Source organism: Enterococcus sp. DIV0691 (genome assembly GCF_051711145.1).
In the GTDB taxonomy this organism is placed as follows: Bacteria; Bacillota; Bacilli; order Lactobacillales; family Enterococcaceae; genus Enterococcus_B; species Enterococcus_B hirae.
Window position 1 is genome coordinate 1,914,246 of sequence record NZ_JBIOLY010000001.1, and the last position, 15,877, is coordinate 1,930,122.

Sequence of the window (15,877 nt, forward strand, 5' to 3'; positions counted from 1 at the left end):
AGATGCTCAAAACATTTCCTGCTTTCTTTTCATAAATATGCTACACTTTCTCTGAGGTGAGGAAATGGAAACAACCTATGATGTGATTGTAGTCGGTGCTGGAACTAGTGGTTTGATGGCTGCAATTAGTGCGGCTGAATATGGCGCAAAGGTTCTCTTAATTGAAAAAAATAAAAAAGCTGGAAAAAAATTATTAATGACAGGTGGCGGAAGATGTAATGTCACGAATAACCGTCCAGTTGATGATTTGATTGCTCATATTCCTGGAAATGGCAAATTTTTATACAGTACATTTTCCCAATGGAATAATTTTGATATCATGGAATTTTTCGAATCTCAAGGTGTTCATTTAAAAGAAGAAGATCATGGTCGGATGTTCCCTGTGACGAATAAGTCAAAAACGATTATCGAAGCTTTGATCCATCGTTTAAATGAATTAAATGTTACGATGCTCTTTGGCACCCGAGTCGAAAAATTAGTGCATAGCGACGGAAAAATCTATGGCGTACGAACGGAATTTGAAGAATTTCAATCCTCTTGTGTCGTATTAACTACTGGGGGGCGAACCTATCCGTCGACTGGTTCTACAGGTGATGGCTATAAAATCGTTAAAAAAGTCGGTCACACTGTCACTCCCTTGTATGCAACAGAATCTCCACTGGTTTCTGAAGAAACTTTTATCAAGGATAAAACCTTGCAAGGATTATCTTTACAAGATATTTCTTTAAGCGTATTAAACAAGAAAGGTAAAGTCATCACCGAACATGTTATGGACTTGCTTTTCACTCATTTTGGGATTTCTGGACCTGCGGCATTAAGATGTTCAAGTTTCATCAATCAAGAGTTGCAAACGACTGGAGAACCTGTCACGGTCGTCTTAGACTGTTTTCCGAATCGTTCGCTTCAAGAATTGATCAACGAATTGACTGCTAAAAGCCACCAATCGAAGAAAACATTGAGTAATGCTTGGCATGGCTTTTTACCTGAACGCTTGCTTCTCTTTTTCCTTGAAAAAAGTGGATTAACGGAACAAACTGGTAGTCAAACGACAGAAAAAGAGATCCAACAATTTGCGGAGCTTTGCAAAAATTTTTCTTTCAAAATAACCAAAACTTTTGCCATCGAAAAGTCTTTTGTGACTGGTGGTGGCGTTTCACTAAAAGAGATCAATCCGAAAACATTAGAAAGCAAATTGGTCAATGGATTATTTTTTGCTGGTGAACTGTTAGATGTTAATGGGTATACTGGTGGTTTCAATATTACTGCGGCTTTTGCAACTGGACATGTAGCAGGAATGAATGCCGCTTTTCTTAGCTGATTAAATGAAAACAGTAACGAAGGGAGTAGAAGATGTCTGACTCTTTTCGTTACTGTTTTTTCTTTTTTTAGTTGATAAACTGATGAATTGCCGACTGCATCACAGTACAAGATCAGCAAAAGTCCCTTTAGTTAAATCACAAATGGCTTGAGGTGCTAGCTCCATTTGGTGACCTCTTTTTCCTGCTGATACAATGATCGTTTCTTGTGATTGTGCTGTTTGTTCTAAATAAGTAGGAAATAATTTCTTCATCCCAATTGGCGAGCAGCCGCCACGAATATAACCAGTGGTAGCTTCTAAGTCTTTCAGATGTAACATTTCTACTTTTTTGTTTCCAGATACTCTTGCTAATTTTTTTAGATCTAACTCTCGATTACCAGGAATGACCGCTACGATCGTTCCTGTTTTGTTTCCAACCGCTACGAGTGTTTTATAAATGCGGTGTTCACTTTCAGAAAGTTGCTCAGCGACAGAAGATGCACTTAAATGTGCTTCATCCCAAGCATACTCATGTTCAGTATACTTGATTTTCTTTTGTTCTACTAAGCGGATCGCATTTGTTTTCACTTGTTTTTTCTTTGCCAACATTTTCACCTTCAAATTAGATTGTTTCAATTTAATAATTTGATTATTGATTTTAGTTCCTTTACAGTGATTTGTCCAGGTGCTGATGCTTTTTCAGAGGTTAACGCACCAAAGGTCATGACCGAACCAGTCAAATTTCCCGATAAGCGCGAAATCATTCCGAGCTGTCCCATTGACATTGTAATCAGAGGCATGGACACAAACGCTCCTGCCCGTCTCGTTAGCTCCATCAAACGTAACACATCTCGTTCGTTATGGGGCATTACCGCTATTTTACCGATATCTGCACCAAGATGTTCCATCATATTCAATTGATACAATAAGACTGGATCAGCTGGGGTCTCTTTAAAATTATGACTGCTGATAATCAACGGGATGTTGCGCTGTTTGATTTCTGCTAACAACTCTTTTTCAAGGCTTTCAATTTTGTCTAATTCTAAATCAACCATATCGACTAAACCAGAGCGGATCATCTGTAGGTACAACTCGTGATATGCTCGGATCGTTATATCTCGTTTGCCACCTTCTGCTATTGTTCTAAAAGTGAAAAGCACCGGTAACCCGTCGAGCATCTCATGGATCAGTACCAACGTTTCTGTGACTTTTTCATATTGAAAGACATCTTCATAATAATCAATTCGCCACTCCACTAAATCAGCACCAGCTTCTTTGGCTAAAATCGCTTCTCGCAAAAGTTCTTCACGAGTGTCTCCGATCATTGGCGCACAAATTTTAGGATGTCCTTTTCCTAAGTTTAGTCCTTTCACTTGCACCATCTGTCCTCCCCCCTTATTTCCTAATTTGATAGATAAATACTTTTAAATAATCCCCTTCTGGAAAGGCTTCAATGGTTTGGAAATCTTGTGGTAATCGAAAACGAGTGACTTCTTCATATTCAACATTGGCTAGCATTAGTTCATTTTCGATCATTTTTTTGAACTGATCGGTACTCACGTTAGCTGCGTTCGTTGAAGCGATAAGCGTTCCCTCGTCCGATAAAATAGCCAAGCTATCTTTAACCAATTCGCCATAATCTTTGGCTACTCGGAACACTTTCTTTTTATTTCTCGCAAAACTTGGAGGGTCAAGCACAATGAGATCATAAGTCAGCTGCTTTCTTTTAGCATATTTAAAATAGGCAAAAACATCCATCACAATGATTTTTTGTGTCTGAAGATCCAAACCGTTGATTTCAAATTGTTCCTGTGTTTTTTTCAAACTTCGCTTTGCTAAGTCAACACTCGTGGTCTCCAAAGCACCACCCATTGCTGCCGCAACTGAAAAAGCCCCAGTATAGCTAAACATATTCAAAACAGACTTTCCTAGACCAAGTCCATCGATCAAAGCTCCTCGGACTTCTTTTTGATCTAAAAAGATGCCTGTCATCAGCCCTTCATTCAAATAAGTGGCGTAAGAGACGCCATTTTCTTTGATGATTAAAGGTTCAGGAGCTGTTTCTCCATAAACATACTGACTTTCAGGAAATTCATTTGTTTCAAAACGGATTTTTTCGTAAGCACCCTTTATCTCAGGATAAACTTGTTGAAACGCTGAGAAGAGCAAATGGCGGTAAGTATAAAGAGTTTCATTATACCAAGAAAATACTGCATAGTGTTCATAATAATCAATGATCAGACCACCGATGCCATCCCCTTCTCCGTTAAATAAACGAAATGCTGTTGTTTGTTCATCTATGAAAAAAGCTTGTCTTTTTGCTTTAGCTTCAGAAAACTTTTTCTCAAAAAATGCCTGGTCAAACGTTTCATTTTGTTGACTCAAAACCCAACCGATTCCTTTGTTTTGTTTACCTAAATAGCCCTTAGCTAAGAAATTATCTTGTTGATCAACCAATTCGATCCACTGCGTGGTTTCATTGTACGACTGGACCAAATCTTCCTTTTGAATCAATGGATAACCGTTCTTGATACGATTTCCTGCTTTTTTCTTAATTTGTACTTTCATTGACTCACCTACTTTACCTTTATCATTAATCAGTATACCAAATATTAAGCAGGCTGTCTTAGTGCTAGCGTTCACAAAAGAATAAGAAATCCTTAATCACCGGTGTAAGCGTTTGGTTTCGATTGACACTGGATTTGCGTACTAGTAAAATAGGATGGAATATGTAGTTTGAGCAATCATAACTTCATAACACTCTGTAAATGAGAAGAGTGGGGAAAGGGAGATTACATTGAGACGAATAAAAACACCCGCCTTTTTGAATAAAAGGCTCGGATTTTTTTCTTTATTAGCTGTTTTACTTTGGCTAAAAACAATTTTTGCCTATTTGTTTGATTTCAATTTAGGCATCGAAAGTGGCATACAATACTTTATACTGTTTATCAATCCGATCGCTACCACGTTGTTGTTAATGGGGATTGCGTTATATGTGAGACGGACGAAAGCGTCTTATATTACAATGATGGTCATTTATTTCCTATTGACTTTACTGGTGTTCTCCAACGTAACTTATTATCGTGAGTTTACGGATTTTATTACGATCAATACCATCTTGGGGGCAGGAAAAGTAGCTAGCGGGCTTGGAGAAAGTGCTATTCGCTTATTTAGACCATATGACGTCCTTTATTGGATCGACTTTATCATTGTCGCTGCATTATTGATAACCAAAAAAATCAAAATGGATCCACAACCGATTCGTGCACGAATGGCTTTTGCGATCTCGACTTTGTCAGTCATGATTTTTTCTGGAAATTTATTTTTAGCAGAAGCCGATCGCCCAGAATTATTGACTCGTACTTTTTCTAGAGATTATTTAGTCAAATATTTAGGTATCAATGCGTTTACCGTCTATGATGGTATCCAGACTTACCAAACGAACCAAGTACGAGCAGAAGCAAGTCCTAATGATCTGAAAGAAGTAGAAAGTTATATCAAAGATCACTATGCTGAACCAAATGATGAAACATTTGGTATTGCTAAAGGAAAAAATGTGATTTATATCCATTTAGAAAGTTTCCAACAATTCTTGATCGACTATAAACTAAAAGATGCCAATGGTGTAGAACATGAAGTAACGCCATTTCTGAATAGTTTATATCATAGTAACAGTACATTTAGCTTTGACAATTTCTTCCATCAAGTTAAAGCAGGTAAAACCAGTGATGCTGAAACCTTATTTGAAAATTCACTATTTGGTTTAAATCAAGGATCGTTATTCACTCAATTAGGTGGAAAGAATACCTTCCAAGCTGCTCCTGATATTTTGAGTCAGACACAAGGTTATACGAGTGCCGCCTTCCATGGTAACGCTGGTACATTCTGGAATCGTAATGAGACCTATAAAAAATTAGGTTACAACTATTTCTTTGATGCTTCTTATTATGATGTCAATGACGACAATTCATTCCAATATGGATTGCATGATAAGCCGTTCTTCCAACAATCAGTACAATATTTAGAACATTTACAACAACCTTTTTATTCTAAATTTATTGCGGTATCTAATCATTATCCTTATTCTAAGTTCACAAACGAAGAAGCAGGCTTCCCGCTAGCTACGACAAATGATGAAACGATCAACGGATACTTTGCAACAGCGAATTATCTCGATACAGCAGTTGAAGAATTTTTCAACTATTTGAAAGCTAGTGGTCTTTATGATAATTCTGTCATCGTCCTTTATGGTGATCACTACGGAATTTCTAACTCTAGAAATAAATCGTTAGCGGAACTAGTGGGTAAAACCAGTGATACATGGACCAACTTTGACAATGCACAAATGCAACGAGTTCCCTACATGATCCATCTTCCTGGACAAACAAATGGTGGAATCAATCATACCTATGGCGGACAAGTGGATGCATTACCTACTCTACTCCATCTGTTAGGAGTAGATACCAAAAATTACAATCAGCTAGGACAAGATCTCTTTTCTAAGCAACATGATCAACTTGTTACTTTCCGTGATGGTGATTTTATTACTCCTAAATACACTTATTATGGTGGAACGATTTACGATAACAAAACTGGACAAGCCATTACAGAACCGACTCAAGAAGTTCAAAATGAGATTGATGCATTGAAAGAAAAAGCGAATAAACAGCTAGCTGTTTCTGATCAAATCAACAATGGTGACTTACTCCGCTTTTCTACAGATACTGGGTTAGACCCAATTGAAGCAAGTCAATTTGATTACAAAAACGGCATGAAACAGTTGCTTGAAAAAGAAAAAGAACTAGGTGACAAATCAACAAGTGTCTTTAGTCAAAACAATAACCAATCAACAAAAGATCTATATGAAACCAAAACTTACCAACAAATAAATGGGACACAGACGAGTGATTCAGTTCCTTCTTCTGAATCTGATAAGTAGCTAGCCTTTCTTTCAAAAGGATTACGTGCCCATAGAAGTAATGATTATAAAAGCTAAGATTGACGAAAACCAATTCTTGTTTTTCGTTAATTCTTAGCTTTTTTCATGCACTTTAATTTGAGTTACTCTGGCGTTTTTCTAGAAAATAGAGCTTAAACTCACGTATTAGAACCATCCATGAACATTGGATTTTATTCACAAAATATAGCGGAACAGTTGATTTATCGTCATTTTCGTTTATTAAAAAATAGGGATTTCCTGATTTTACTATATGAATTTCATACTTTATTCATATTCATTTTCTATAATTTAAAATGAGGTGAAAGTGATGAGAATACTCCGCTATTCAGTTGCAAGAATGCGTTATTATAAAAAACAGACACTCTTTAGTTGCTTATTTACAAGTGTCACTGCTTTTTTATTGATGCTTGTGTGTAACTTATATCATTTACAATCAACACTTTATGCACAAATTGAAGATCGTCTTAGTTTCTTGGACACGACGTCCTTAAAAGTACACTTTCCGTCTTTTCTATCAGTGAAACAATTTTATGTCGAGCTGATCTTGTTGTTACTGTTCTTGTTTGTTGGCGCATTTATCTTTTTCTTTCAGCGAACATTAAAACAAGACCAACGTGAATTGATCAACTGGCGTTTAGCTGGTTTATCGAAAACTAGAATTTTTCTTTTGATCATCTGGCAAATGATCTTACCATTACTGATCTGTTGCATACTCTTATTTATTGGAATTGTGCTTTTTCAAAACATTTATCAAGCACTGTTACAACATCTTAATTTTTGGAGTCTAAGATTATTTGAATTACCTGACACGCATTCACTTATATCGACTACTCGACCATTAGCCATACCGATGGATCAACAAACTTTTTTTAAAATTGATTTTGTAAACGATGCTTTTTTCTTCGATACGTTTAAGAGTTTCCTACAAACGGTTGGCCTTCTTATCTCCATCAGTCTATGTATTAGTCTCTTACAATTTACGATTTTCTATCAACGTTTAAAAAAAGGTAAGGTGATCTTTCATGAATACATGTAAGCCAAGAATGTCTTTAGGAGAATTAGCTGTTATTCTTTGCCCAAAAGCAAAACAAGAAGAACTATTAACAGCGCTAAAAGAACAAGCGATTGTATCGAGTCCCAAACAATTACTTATCGTCCAAAAAGATTGGCCTCTCTTCCCTTATTTAAAAACTAAAGATCAAGTACTACTGAATTTATCTGAAAATAAAAAAGAACGTTTATCTTTTCAAGAAATGCTCAAGATTGATCCAGCACTTCTTAACAGAGAACCTGATCAACTCTCTCTTTTTGATAAAATCAAACTTCAATTGTTGCATGCGTTACTTGCTAAAAAAGACAAACTCATCATTGAAGAAGTGCTGGATGAACTTAAAGTAATTGAAGCACAAGAAATTCTTGATCTATTTGATTATCTAGTCAAAAACAAAAAAATTGCCATTCTTTTACTGACTCATGATGAAACGATTGCTCATAGTCAGTATGTCGACCAAATCTATGATGAACGATAAAAAGAGGTCGTGGAAAGAGCAACTTGACCTATGTAATAAGGATGAAATTCACAGCTTCCTATGTTTTGAGAGTTTCATCCTTATTGCCGAAGATCAGTTCTTTGAACACTATTTAGCTCCTCTCTTAATTGTTGAGGAATTGCTTCTTGAACGCCGTTTATTCGTTTTTAGAGATACTAAAAGAGACTGAACCAATTTTTGGATCAGTCTCTTTGTTTATTTTATTTCTACATCTGGTAATTTAACTGTAAATGTTGTTCCTGTCCCCAGTTCGCTTTCTACTTCCAGTTTTCCTTTATGAAGCCGAACTAGCTGTTGAACGATTGGAAGTCCTAGACCTGATTCCCCGTATTTTGTATTCTTTCTTGAGGGATCAACTTTATAATAACGGTCCCAAATACTCTTCATTTGTTGTTCAGTCATTCCGATACCTGTATCCTTAATTCGGATAATCGTTTCTAGATAACCTTTTTCTAAAGAGATCGTGATCGTTCCATTTTCTGTAAATTGAATCGCATTTTGGATGATATTCACCATGATTTGCACAAATCGGTCATAGTCTGCATACACTTCCACATCATCTTCTGCTTGTAAAACTAAAACATTCCCTGCAGCTTCTGCTTTTGTTTCAAGCTGTGCCACAATATTTTTCAATGTTTCTGTACCATTGAATCTTTTAATAACCATACTGATTTGATTGGTTCTGATTTTTTCATAGTCTAGATTTTCGTTAACTAAGCGTATCAGTCGTTCTGTTTCATTTTTCATCAAGTTGATCGCATTTTCTCTTTGGTCTTCAGGAATTGCATTATATTTTAGACCTTCAAGTAATCCGTTGATTGTGGTTAGCGGCGTACGCATTTCATGAGAAGCATCTGCCATAAATTGTCTTCGGCGGTTTTCTTGCTCTTCGATTTCAGCCTGAGATTCTTTTAAAGAATTCGTCATTTTGTTGAAGTCATCCGCTAATTCATCAAATTCATCTTTATCATGAACTGGCAATTGGACATCAAAATTTCCATTCGTGACTTCTTTCGTTGCATTACGTAAACGATTGATCCTTTTAACCTGAAAAGCAGCAAACGCATAACTCGCTAATATAGCAACAATACTTGAAAAAATAAAACCTTTAAACAGATTCAATGTGACCGATCGAACACTATTATCGATATTTTTAGCCGGTTGACTAACAACCAAGCCACCATAAAATTCATGATTTAAATTAAAAGGTACTAAGGCATAAGACGTCGCTTGATTTTGTCCTAGTATATTTTTGTTGGAGGTAAATTTTACTTGTCTTCCATGACGCAGATTATCCCATTGTTCCGCTTTAATCGTAAAGTTCAATACCACATTATCAGTAGGATAAATGACCCGTTCGTTCTTATCGATAAAAATAAAATTGACATTTTGTTCTGATAAGACTTGTTCCGTTAATAATAATGCATTTTGAAACGCTTGATCTTGGCTTAATTGAGGAAACGTGTCTGTGTATGTCTGTGTTGTCTTCTCGACAGATTCTGCATAGCCAAAAAGTTGTTGATAATTATTTTCTTCAATGGTTTGCTTAGTCAGTTGCGTAAAAGAAACACCTACGATCAAAATGATCATCGCGATCATTCCGCAAAAGGCTAATAACTGCTGGTAAAGATAGCGCATTAGGCCACACCAGAATCATCAAATTTATAACCTACGCCCCAAACCGTTTGAATGACTTGTGGTCCAACCTTTTCGATTTTTTGTCGAAGCTTTTTGATATGCGCATCAACCGTTCGTTCATCACCAAAGTATTGATAATCCCACACTAATTCCAGTAATTGTTCCCGAGAAAATACTTGGCGTGGTTTTTTAGCTAGTGTAAATAGTAGATCAAACTCTTTCGGTGTCAAACCTTCGATTGGTGCTTTATTTAAATAAGCTTCACGTGTTTTTGTATTCATCTTAAAGTGATCTGTTTCGATATCGAAGTGATCGTCCGAGTTGTTTGTTTCTTCTTTTACCTCTACCAATTCACTACGACGGTGTAAAGCTTTCATTCGGGCAATCAAAGTTAGTGGACTAAAAGGTTTGGTCACATAGTCATCTGCACCCATCTCTAATCCAATAACCTGGTCACTTTCAGAATCACGAGCTGTTAACATAATGATCGGAACTGTACTAGAGACTTTCCGAATTTCTCTTCCAACAAGCATACCATCCATCGTTGGCAAGTTCAGGTCTAAAGTGATCATGTCCCAGTAATTCGGTCTTTCTAAAAAAGCATCTAGACCTTCTTTTCCGTCATATTTAAAGGTTGCTTCCCATCCTTCATTCAAAAAAAACATCTGCATCATTTCAGATACGGATTGATTATCTTCTATCATTAAAATATTCATTTTTTATTTCCTCCAATACTATCATCGAGTTCTTGTAATTTTTTTTCAGTTAAGATAAAAATCGGCATAATTGGAAAAACTAAAACCAACATCTCGATTATAAAATAGTTTGTCTGTCCAGTTAATTTTAGTAAATAGCCGATCAAGGCCATCAATAAACCGAAAATAAAAAAATATTTTCCACTTGTTTTTTGTGCTAACCGCCAGTGAACATCGGATTTTGTGGCTCGCGGTGAGTGGTAACCATAAAAAGGCAGATTCCCTTTAGAAGGGATAAAAAGAAACAAGCAACCTAGGATAGTCAAAAATACTCCGACAACTAAAAAAATCATATGATCCCTCCTAAATCTCTCTTTCTAGTATACTCTAAAAATCAACTTGAACCAATATATTCGGGAATTCTTCACGAAAGGTTTGTCTTTTGTTCATTCTTTGTTAAGATAGGGGTAATCGAATAAAAAAGGGGTTTTTTTTGTGTCAAATTATCGTGCAATTACTTTTTTTGATCTTGATGGAACACTGTTAGATGCTCAATCAAAAATCACACCAGAAGTGGCCGAAGCAATGCAAGCACTACAGGCAAATAACGTCCTGCCAGTCATAGCAACTGGACGAACTGAAGCTGAAATCAAACATATCATGTCAGATGCTGGTATTTCCTCTGCAGTTACGATGAATGGTTCTTACATCAGCGTGGATGGTCAAGAAGTTCATTCTGAAATAATCGCAACTGAAGACTGTCAAAAGATGCTCGAACATGTCCAAATACAAGGGCACCAGCTCTCATTTTATAACCATCAACATATTTGGTGTACCGCACACACACAAACGATGATTGATGCCTATAACTTTATCCATTCAAATGTACCAGAAATCAATCCGCAAGCTTATTTGGATCATCCAATCAATATGTTACTTATCCTCTCTCAATCTGGGGATGAATATTATCATGAACAATTTCCTGATCTAACTTTTTATCGAAATGGTCCTTACTCGATTGACACGGTCAAAAAAGGAATCTCGAAAGGTGCAGGAGTGAAACGTTTAAAACAAGAATTAAACCTTGTTGATGTGCCTACATTTGGATTTGGTGATGGACCAAATGACTTTGCACTGTTAGAAGCATGCGACAACAAGATCGCGATGGGCAATGCTTATAATGATCTCAAAGAACTATCCACTTTTATTACAAAGAAAAACACTGAGGGCGGAATCGTTCATGCGCTCAAACATTTTGACTTGATTTGATTTTTAATCGAAAAACGATGAAATTCTGCTGATAAGGATGCTAGCTAGTAGAAAGGTGATTCATCTAGCCAATATCAGGTGAATGTTGAAAGCTTTTTAACTAGATACGATGTATATTTCCGAGTAACTGAGAGATGATTTTTTACAGTATTAGCTATTGAGAATCATCTCTTGATACTTCGGACGATTTGCTTTTTCCGTGATCGTTTCTCATTGAAAAAATTCAATTTTGTGCTATAATATTAATTGTATGAAAAATACACGTAACCCTTGTTTATAACGGGGACGTTACGGATTCGACAGGCACAGTTTGAGCTTGAATTGCGTTTCGTAGGTTACGTCTACGTTAAAACGTTACAGTTAAATATAACTGCTAAAAACGAAAACAACTCTTACGCTTTAGCTGCCTAAAAACAGTTAGCGTAGATCCTCTCGGCATCGCCCATGTGCTCGAGTAAGGGTCTCAAATTTAGTGGGATACGTGACAACTTTCCGTCTGTAAGTTGTTAAAGAGATCATCAGACTAGCGATACAGAATGCCTGTCACTCGGCAAGCTGTAAAGCGAAACCACAAATGAGTTGACTATGAACGTAGATTTTTAAGTGGCGATGTGTTTGGACGCGGGTTCGACTCCCGCCGTCTCCATTGTGAGATTTCGGTAGATTTCACTAAATGCTTAAATCCTTATTTTAAAAGGATTTAGGCATTTTTTATTTTCGGTAGTTTTCGTTAAATGAAATTTATTCAAGCTCATTTTCAAGTCCGAAAGATTCATCTCTCACGCTGATTTTTCATTGGGTCCCACTCAACTATTTTTTGATTCATGCTAAAATTATATGGAAACAAAAAGACACGACCTAAATCGTGTCCGAACATTCATATATGAAATGAAAAATATTTGAATCCACTATTCTGTTTTTTCTTCTAGTCGAATACTGTTTACTCCCCAATATGCAGCAACGCTTCTATTTCTCTCGTTATTCTTATCCATAGTAATATCACCATCATTGTGAACTGGATAAATTGTTTGTGTCTTATAATTTAATGGTGGAACAACTATATCCATTTCGCCACTCTTCATTTGCTTTTTAATGGATTCAGTTTGGCGACTATAACTTACATAATTTTTATAGATGTCTGCAGTTCCATTGAAAAACAATAATAAAAAACTAACTAGTAAATAACTGAAAATCATAGAAAAAACAACTTTATTGCTTCTATCAAAATTTGTTAATAATTCAAAAAGACTAATTACTATAGATATGAAAAGAAAAATAACTCCTCCAAAATAAGATCTAGACCAAGATAATGCAGTTGGAGAAATTGCAAGCACTCCTATTGTCAATATACCTCCCACGAAAAATAACGAACTTAGAATATTACTAAGTGTAAAACTACTATTTAAGTATGATAAAACAAGCAAAGCTAATCCTATCGTTAGAGGGAACATGGCATTATCCTGTAACGCATGACTGATTGCAGGGATTGCATCAAGAATTTTCCAAGCAGTTGAAAGCGTACTTCTATGAAAATAAGTCGCTCTGATATCGTTCCCAGGTGCCATAACCATAAAAAGAAAACCTACAATATTTCCAACAATACCTGCGATCATCCATTTTTCAATTTTTTTCTTCTTATAAAAATAGGAAAGAACAGTATATGCTATAACAATGAACAACGTTCCTCCGGAGGTATTTTCGTTACACCAACCAGCTACTATACCTAAAAGAAGCATGCCTATTGTTTTAAAAAGACTATTATTTTGTTCTTCAGATTCTGCTATATATCGATGATAAACCAGAATAAAAGATAACATAATCACCATTGCAGTGAGATAATTTACAGAACCAGCCAACCATAAGTAAACATTATTGAAAGCTGGGGTAAATGTCCACATTAATGCAAAGATGATAAACGCTTTTAGATAAACATTCTTAGTAGTTCGCTCTTTTACTATGGAAGAAAACATAATAATTTGATAAACCAATAGGGAAAACATGCAAGAATTATACACATTAAAATATATTTTTGGAAGTTTAGTAAAAAAACGAAAAATAATATGGACTACCGATCTCCCAGTCCAAGTCATATATTGTTGATACTCATCAAACAAAATTGTTTTTATGCTTGAAGTCTTTACAAAATAGTAATAATCGTCGTGTACCAAAGGAGACATACTATTTAAAAGAAGCATAAAACCAAAAATACAAAATAAAACAATAAATAAATGTCTGTTGCTCTTAATTTTTTTAATCATACCACCCAATTAACTCCTCTTTATCTCGAAATATAACTTAGTATAACACAGATTTAATAGTGGTTGTGCCAAATTAAGAGATACAGAATTAATATCCTAACCAATCATTTATCCTACTGCTCAAATCAAGTAGCGCTATCCTTCAAATGACTTTCAACAGCTAAATGTTCTGTTTCCCCGACTCTCTTCTCATTTTTACTACAGTGCATTTGATTGTCTCTACGTCGCTCATAACATTTATTGATTTGTCGATAATACCTTGATGCTTCTCCTGTACATTGTTCTGACTCATTACAAATCATCAGTCCGATGAACAGAACTACAAAATGATTTGTTTAGAATTTGCAAATACAACATCCAATATATTTTCATTGCATACAATCCTTCATCGTTTTAAATAACACAATTCCTTAAATGGATATAGTAAAAACTATATCTGCTACAAAAATTTTACTAGTCGTTTGATAAAGTAATAAACGACATGCTGCGAATGTAAATGCACTATCTCTTGTACCCTCTCAATAAAAAAACTTACTTAATCGATTAATGATTTAGCAAGTTTTTTTATTGTTCTAGAAAGTTGACCAGAATTCGAACTGTTGATAAAAGTTGACTCTATACTTTTGATGTTAGTAAGATTCACCGCTATCAAAACATATACACAACAATTTTTTATTCAATTACTTGAAAAAACTAGTCCTATTTTTTCCATAGCACAGAAAAAGATTACGTTACTGCTAGTCGTATAAAGATTGCTCTGGTGATTCACCTACACTTTTGAGGAATAGCTACTAATAGTATATCGTTGGTAACGCTAAAAATTTCACTGCATTTTATGATTATCTCATCAATCGTCAATTTCAAAAATATCATCATCTAATTGATTGAAAGACGTTTTGCTTCCCAAATCCAGTTCGTCTAGTACATCTTTAGCCACATTGAAGAAACAATAAGTTCCCAAAAAAAGTAGCAGAAAAAATGGAACAGTGACTTTGCGAATTTTAATTACGCCATACATCAAGAGTAAGAATGCGGAAATAAAAAAGATAAACATAAATATTAGAAACATACATACCCCTCCTCATTTAATAATTGATTATAAAAGATAGGAACTGGCCTACTACCAAAGAAAATCAACGATGTGTAAAACCAACTCCTCAACGATAGACCTCGACTTTCTAACTAAAAGATATTTTGAAACTTGTTTACGTCATTTCAGCGCTCACTACATCATTTAATACCTTTTTATTTTCCAATAGTTTAACCAAAAATATACAAATTTTTTTCCTTTTTTTATAATTATTTCTTTGAATGAATCATTTTTTTGTTTTCAGAAATTGAAATACGCTGTACATTATCTTCTCAAGTTTGGTTTGGATTGGTCACTGAGCAAAATCAATTCTCTTTCTTCAATTTCTGATTGTCATGAAATCAGATAAGCTTTAAACTTAACTTAGAGATATTCACAACGAGAAACATGTTTCATCTTTGAATGGTTGCGTTATTTCTGATAAGAGAAGAATAATTTGATCCTGAACGAAAGGAGCCCACGTTTTCAATTTTTATAAATTATCTAAAAAGCAGGAGATTATTTATCTAATTTAAGCACTCGCAACTCTTTATTTGCTTAGAGGGCAAGTCTTCTTCTCTTGAACACTAAAGAAAATAGAAAGGAGGAAAGCAAGTGAAAAAAAAGAGCGTTCGTTTATTGGTTTTATTCACATTGTTGTTACTTAGCGCATGTGGATGCCAAAGGAAAAAAGACGAGCAAGCAAATCGTTTAGTTAAGGATCTAAAAGCAAATGCGTGGGTAATTGAAGGGACGGACTCTACTGATGATCCCAAAATGACCCTTACCTTTTCTAACCGTAAAGCTAGTTTTAACTTAGATTTTTCAAGTATCGATTACTCTGTAGACGATGAATCCAATAGTGTACATATGAAGAAATTTATCAAACAATTCAGTAAGCATATAAAAGAAGAGTTTCGTTATACGATTAAAGGAAATATAATGACTTGGAAGGAACTTTGGTCTAAAAGTGACATCATGTCTTACAAAGTCAGTAAGAAGAATGAAACGATTATTCTCACTCCTTTAAGCGAGGAAGAAACTACGGAGACAAAAAATCTCGTGCTTATCCCTTACAAAAAAATACCAAGTAATGAAAGATAAAATTTTATTATCTAGTCTCATTATAAAATTGAATGAT

General features: G+C 35.1%; 13 protein-coding genes, 1 other RNA gene and 1 pseudogene. 7 read left to right on the forward strand and 8 right to left on the reverse strand.

All coding sequences use genetic code 11. The annotated features are described in order from the left end of the window. The first annotated feature begins 64 nt into the window (after positions 1 to 64). Complete coding sequence (locus IGJ11_RS08810) at positions 65 to 1,318, forward strand: NAD(P)/FAD-dependent oxidoreductase (protein ID WP_207431906.1); 1,254 nt, start codon at positions 65 to 67, stop codon at positions 1,316 to 1,318. 99 nt (positions 1,319 to 1,417) lie between these two features. On the opposite strand, the gene ybaK is transcribed toward IGJ11_RS08810, so the two are convergent. The 3 genes from ybaK to IGJ11_RS08825 are packed head-to-tail and all read right to left on the reverse strand — an operon-like array spanning position 1,418 to position 3,865. Continuing rightward, positions 1,418 to 1,903: a Cys-tRNA(Pro) deacylase gene (gene ybaK / locus IGJ11_RS08815; protein WP_025480513.1), complete on the reverse strand. Its 486-nt coding sequence runs from the start codon at positions 1,901 to 1,903 to the stop codon at positions 1,418 to 1,420. A 26-nt stretch (positions 1,904 to 1,929) separates the two neighbouring features. Then, complete coding sequence (gene aroD / locus IGJ11_RS08820) at positions 1,930 to 2,679, reverse strand: type I 3-dehydroquinate dehydratase (protein WP_053766634.1); 750 nt, start codon at positions 2,677 to 2,679, stop codon at positions 1,930 to 1,932. 13 nt (positions 2,680 to 2,692) lie between these two features. Continuing rightward, complete coding sequence (locus IGJ11_RS08825) at positions 2,693 to 3,865, reverse strand: class I SAM-dependent rRNA methyltransferase (RefSeq protein ID WP_207431902.1); 1,173 nt, start codon at positions 3,863 to 3,865, stop codon at positions 2,693 to 2,695. Between the two features lie 229 nt (positions 3,866 to 4,094). On the opposite strand from IGJ11_RS08825, the gene IGJ11_RS08830 reads away from it, so the two are divergent. The 3 genes from IGJ11_RS08830 to IGJ11_RS08840 all read left to right on the forward strand — a co-directional run bounded on the left by IGJ11_RS08830 (position 4,095) and on the right by IGJ11_RS08840 (position 7,786). After that, positions 4,095 to 6,236, forward strand: a complete 2,142-nt coding sequence (locus tag IGJ11_RS08830) for an LTA synthase family protein (protein WP_010718413.1) — start codon at positions 4,095 to 4,097, stop codon at positions 6,234 to 6,236. Between the two features lie 328 nt (positions 6,237 to 6,564). Then, entirely contained in the window at positions 6,565 to 7,293 is a 729-nt protein-coding gene (locus tag IGJ11_RS08835) for a hypothetical protein (protein ID WP_178285914.1), read from the forward strand. Continuing rightward, a complete protein-coding gene (locus IGJ11_RS08840; protein WP_178285912.1) occupies positions 7,280 to 7,786 on the forward strand; it encodes a hypothetical protein in 507 nt (168 codons plus the stop codon). Before IGJ11_RS08835 ends, IGJ11_RS08840 begins: the two co-directional genes overlap by 14 nt. A gap of 216 nt (positions 7,787 to 8,002) precedes the next feature. Here the strand turns inward: IGJ11_RS08840 and IGJ11_RS08845 are convergent, their stop codons facing one another. From IGJ11_RS08845 to IGJ11_RS08855, 3 genes and pseudogenes are all read right to left on the reverse strand, one after another. Further along, positions 8,003 to 9,445 carry a sensor histidine kinase gene (locus tag IGJ11_RS08845; RefSeq protein WP_010718416.1) on the reverse strand — a complete coding sequence of 481 codons (1,443 nt, stop codon included), beginning with the start codon at positions 9,443 to 9,445 and terminating at the stop codon, positions 8,003 to 8,005. Then, positions 9,445 to 10,161, reverse strand: a complete 717-nt coding sequence (locus tag IGJ11_RS08850) for a response regulator transcription factor (protein WP_010718417.1) — start codon at positions 10,159 to 10,161, stop codon at positions 9,445 to 9,447. Before IGJ11_RS08850 ends, IGJ11_RS08845 begins: the two co-directional genes overlap by 1 nt. Further along, positions 10,136 to 10,493, reverse strand: a pseudogene (locus IGJ11_RS08855) (SdpI family protein). The gene IGJ11_RS08850 and the pseudogene IGJ11_RS08855 overlap by 26 nt, the downstream one beginning before the upstream one ends. Before the next feature lie 142 nt (positions 10,494 to 10,635). Here IGJ11_RS08855 and IGJ11_RS08860 point away from each other — a divergent pair. Further along, complete coding sequence (locus IGJ11_RS08860) at positions 10,636 to 11,409, forward strand: Cof-type HAD-IIB family hydrolase (RefSeq protein WP_010737850.1); 774 nt, start codon at positions 10,636 to 10,638, stop codon at positions 11,407 to 11,409. A 281-nt stretch (positions 11,410 to 11,690) separates the two neighbouring features. Continuing rightward, positions 11,691 to 12,058, forward strand: a transfer-messenger RNA (tmRNA) gene (ssrA, locus tag IGJ11_RS08865). 259 nt (positions 12,059 to 12,317) lie between these two features. Here the strand turns inward: ssrA and IGJ11_RS08870 are convergent. Then, positions 12,318 to 13,667, reverse strand: a complete 1,350-nt coding sequence (locus IGJ11_RS08870) for a DUF3329 domain-containing protein (RefSeq protein ID WP_034700773.1) — start codon at positions 13,665 to 13,667, stop codon at positions 12,318 to 12,320. An 847-nt stretch (positions 13,668 to 14,514) separates the two neighbouring features. Next, the gene (locus tag IGJ11_RS08875) at positions 14,515 to 14,736 is read right to left on the reverse strand and encodes a hypothetical protein (protein ID WP_438772523.1); all 222 of its coding nucleotides are present in this window, start codon (positions 14,734 to 14,736) and stop codon (positions 14,515 to 14,517) included. Positions 14,737 to 15,351: 615 nt separating this feature from the next. On the opposite strand from IGJ11_RS08875, the gene IGJ11_RS08880 reads away from it, so the two are divergent. Continuing rightward, positions 15,352 to 15,840, forward strand: coding sequence for a hypothetical protein (locus IGJ11_RS08880; protein ID WP_207431899.1), 489 nt, complete (start codon positions 15,352 to 15,354; stop codon positions 15,838 to 15,840). Positions 15,841 to 15,877 lie beyond the last annotated feature (37 nt).